Source organism: Nocardiopsis sp. TNDT3 (assembly GCF_003427465.1).
GTDB lineage: Bacteria > Actinomycetota > Actinomycetes > Streptosporangiales > Streptosporangiaceae > Nocardiopsis > Nocardiopsis dassonvillei.
The window spans coordinates 1-3,721 of sequence record NZ_QPFC01000334.1 but is presented as its reverse complement, the minus strand read 5'-3'; the positions used below and the strand labels follow the sequence as shown (position 1 = coordinate 3,721).

Here is a 3,721-nt window from a genome sequence, read left to right as displayed (position 1 = left end):
GCCGACCGCACCGCAGTGTGGTCGGCCGTCCGCCGTCGTGTTCCACCGCGCTCCCCGCGAGGAGCCCGGAAGGCCTCACACGCTCCCTCCGAACGGCGGCGGGGTGGTTTCGCGACCGCGCGGACGGGAGCCGCCCGGGACGGGACGGTTCAGGGGCCGTCCCGTCCGGTCAGGCGCACTCCTTGCAGACCAGCTGACCGGCGCGCTGCTCGGCGAGCTGGCTGCGGTGGTGCACCAGGAAGCAGCGCGAGCACGTGAACTCGTCGGCCTGGCGCGGGAGCACGCGCACCGCGAGTTCCTCCCCCGACAGGTCGGCACCGGGCAGTTCCATGCCCTCGGCCACCTCGTCGGGGTCGACGTCGATCGTGCCGGTGCCCTTGTCCACACGCCGCGCCTGCAGCTCCTGGAGGCTGTCCTCGTTGATGTCCTCGTCAGTCTTGCGCGGGCTGTCGTAGTCGGTGGCCATCTCTGCTAACTCCCATCCCCCTCGTTCAGTGCCTCGTCGCGCGGGTGTAACGCTTGAGAGACCTTGGTTGTGCCCGGTTCGGCCGATGAGTTTTCCCGATGTCGGCGGACCGTGTCCCCTCCCGGGCCACTGTCCACAGGTCAGCAGCACTTTCGCCGCCTCGTGACCGAAGGCGGCCACGTGTGGCTGCGCCGGGGCCGTACCCCTGTGTACTACCCAACGTCGGCTGCCTCGTAGACCTGGGAAATCCGTTTTCGCCCACTCCGGACAAAGCGCGGGACACTCCCCCAGGGGCGGACGAAAAGCAGGACATGCCCACGTCAGGAGGGATTCCCTCCGTGTCCACGCCCGGGGAAGCATACCCACCCGGGGTCGGCACCCGTGACACGGGCCGGCGTGTCATCGGACACGTATAGATACCACGAAGACCGGCCAAACGCAGCTTGGCCCGGTGGGCGGGTTCAGCGCCGCTCCGCGCCCTCTCCCGGAGGAAGGGGAAGGCGCACGGTGACGACCAGTCCTCCCCCGGCGCGCGGCCACGCGGTCACCGCGCCCTCGTGCGCGCGCACCACGGACCGGACGATGGACAGGCCCAGCCCCGCGCTGCGGCCCGAGCCCACCCGGTCGCCGGAGCCGCGGCGGAACGGCTCGAACAGGCCCTCGATCTCGTAGGCGGGGATGACCTTGCCGGAGTTCTCCACCTGGACGGCGGGCGTGCCCTCGTACATGCCGCTGCGCACGGTGATCTCGCCCGCCTCGACGTTGTACTTGAGGGCGTTCTCCACCAGGTTGCCCACGAGCCGCTCCAGCAGAACGGGGTCGCCGACCACAGTCGCGGGGCGCAGGTCCTGGCGCAGGCTCAGGCCGGAGTCGGCCACCGGTCCGCTGAGCTGGCTGAGCACCGTCCCGGCCACCTCGCCCAGGTCGACCTTGGCGCGGACCTCCAGCTCGCGGTCGCTCTTGGCGAGCAGGAGCAGCCCCTCGATGAGGCGTTCGTGGCGGGCGTTGGTCTCCAGCAGGGTCTGTCCGACGCTCTTGAGGTCGGCCGAGACGTCGGGGGCGCTGAGCGCCACCTCCAGCAGGGTGCGGTTGATCGCCAGCGGCGTGCGCAGCTCGTGCGAGGCGTTGGCGACGAAGCGGCGCTGGCCGTCGAAGGCGCGGTCCAGGCGCTCCAGCATGCCGTCGAAGGTGTCGGCGAGCTCGCGGATCTCGTCGTCGGGCCCGGACAGGGCGATGCGCTCGTGCAGGGAGCGCTCCGACAGGCGGCGGGCGATGCGGGTGATCTTCTGGAGCGGGGACAGCGCCCTTCCGGCCACCGCGTAGCCCAGGGCGACCGCGAGCAGGCCCACCAGGAACAGCGCGAGCAGCGAGAACCGGGTGACGTGGGTGAGCACCTGCTCGATGAGGTCCCTGTGCGCCCGCAGCTCGGCGAAGCTCTGCTCGACCAGGAGCGCGTTGAGCAGGACCGCGACGATCAGGTAGTTGACCAGGACCAGCACCGAGCCCGCGGCGAAGAACAGCATCCCGTAGATGAGGGTGAGCCGCGCGCGCAGACTGAGGTTGTCGGTGAAGTGGTGTACCCGGGCGGCGGCCGCGGAGCGCTCGGTCCCCGAGCCCTCGGGGGTGAGGGTGTTGAGGCGCCGCCACGTACCGGTGTCGCCGGGGCGGGTGGGCTCGACCTGTCCCGGTTCGGTCCGCTCCGCCGGTCTCACAGCCGGTACCCGGCGCCGGGGACGGTCTGGATGACGGGTGGGTCGCCGAGCTTCTTGCGCAGGGTCATGACGGTGACGCGGACGACGTTGGTGAAGGGGTCGGCGTTCTCGTCCCAGGCCTTCTCCAGCAGCCCCTCGGCGCTGACCACGGTGCCCTGGGCGCGCATGAGCACCTGGAGGACGGCGAACTCCTTGGGGGTGAGGGTGACCTCGCGGCCGTCGCGGTGGACGCGGTGGTTGGCCGGGTCGAGCGTGATGCCGTGGCGCTCCAGGACCGGGGGAAGCGGGGGCGCCGAGCGGCGGCCGAGGGCGTGGACCCGGGCGATGAGCTCGGCGAAGGCGAAGGGCTTGGCCAGGTAGTCGTCGGCGCCGATGGTGAGGCCCTCGACCTTGTCCTGGACGCCGTCGGAGGCGGTGAGCATCAGGATGCGCCCGTTGTAGCTCTCCCGGACCAGGGCGCGGGCCACGTCGTCGCCGTGGGTGCCCGGCAGGTCGCGGTCCAGCACGACGACGTCGTAGTCGTTGACCGCGGTGTACTCCAGGGCGGCGTCGCCGTCGTAGACCACGTCCACGGCCATCGCCTCGCGCCGCAGTCCGACCGCCACTGTGTCGGCCAGGACCCGTTCGTCTTCGACCACGAGTACGCGCACGTTGTCCTTCTCGAGCGTTGGTCCGCAAAGAAAGGGGGCCGCTGCCGGCGCATCCCCCAACACACCGGCAGCGGCGTTCTTGGTCCCGGCCGCGTCATCCGTTCTTTCACGGTCGGGGTAAGGAGACGGTAAACCCGTCGGGGCGGTTTCGCGAACCGCCCGTTTTCCTCGCCCCGCGTGAACGCGGGCGCTGGGCCGGGAGCTTCACGCTCCCCTGGGCACGGGGAGCCGCTGCCGGCGAATCCCCCAACCGCCGGCAGCGACTTAACCCCGCACATCTCAAATCTGACACATCAAGAATAAGAAACAAGTAAGCACCAGCCCTCCCGGGAAAATGTGTCATGGGACACCCTTGTCCGACACATGGTGCAATCCGCACCGGAGGACCCCGCGCCCGGTCCCGGCGGCCTGTCGGCGCGCTCCCCCGGCCCGGCGCGGCGGGGTCGGCCGTCCGGAGACGGGGGCGGCCGGGGGCGGATCACGAAAGCATCACACCGGAATTCTGTGGTTTGGGCGAAGGTCCGGCGGGGGTACAGGAGGAGGACGCGCGCGTGGACACCGGCCCCCGGCCGGACCGCGACGCCGACGCATGTCACAGGGACGTGACACTTCGACCGTGCGGACGCCGTGGCGTGCGCGAACGGATTCCGCGCCGGAGCACCCTCGTGCCCCGGTGCCTACCCCTGGAAGAGGTGCAATGGGCGAGTTCCTCGCGGAGATCAAGGTCCGTATCAACGAGACCTACCGGTCGTTCCAGGCTGCTCAGGCCGCCGGAGACGACTTCCTCGCCGACACTCACGCGTCGGAGCTGGAGGACCTGTACCGCATCGCGGCTCGCAACGGCGTCGACACCTGCGCCTGAAAGCGCTGAGGGGCGCGGTGGGCACACGGCC

General features: G+C 70.7%; 4 protein-coding genes. 1 reads left to right on the top strand and 3 read right to left on the bottom strand.

The genetic code is table 11. From position 1 onward, the window contains the following. Positions 1-169 precede the first annotated feature (169 nt). The 3 genes from DQW06_RS09080 to DQW06_RS09070 form a co-directional block, all read right to left on the bottom strand. Positions 170-466, bottom strand: coding sequence for a DUF4193 domain-containing protein (locus DQW06_RS09080; RefSeq protein ID WP_013153901.1), 297 nt, complete (start codon positions 464-466; stop codon positions 170-172). Between the two features lie 461 nt (positions 467-927). Then, the gene (locus DQW06_RS09075) at positions 928-2,178 is read right to left on the bottom strand and encodes a HAMP domain-containing sensor histidine kinase (RefSeq protein WP_013153902.1); all 1,251 of its coding nucleotides are present in this window, start codon (positions 2,176-2,178) and stop codon (positions 928-930) included. Continuing rightward, on the bottom strand, positions 2,175-2,828 hold the full coding sequence (locus DQW06_RS09070; RefSeq protein WP_013153903.1) for a response regulator transcription factor: 654 nt from the start codon (positions 2,826-2,828) through the stop codon (positions 2,175-2,177). The genes DQW06_RS09075 and DQW06_RS09070 overlap by 4 nt, the downstream gene beginning before the upstream one ends. 697 nt (positions 2,829-3,525) lie before the next feature. Between DQW06_RS09070 and DQW06_RS29190 the strand changes: the two genes are divergently transcribed. Then, on the top strand, positions 3,526-3,690 hold the full coding sequence (locus DQW06_RS29190) for a hypothetical protein (RefSeq protein WP_013153904.1): 165 nt from the start codon (positions 3,526-3,528) through the stop codon (positions 3,688-3,690). The last annotated feature ends 31 nt before the right edge of the window (positions 3,691-3,721 follow it).

What these genes read in the sequence shown, in the direction of transcription:
- DQW06_RS09080 (WP_013153901.1), bottom strand. Translation starts at nt 466, where the DNA reads ATGGCCACCGACTACGACAGCCCGCGCAAGACTGACGAGGACATCAAC.
- DQW06_RS29190 (WP_013153904.1), top strand. Translation starts at nt 3,526, where the DNA reads ATGGGCGAGTTCCTCGCGGAGATCAAGGTCCGTATCAACGAGACCTAC.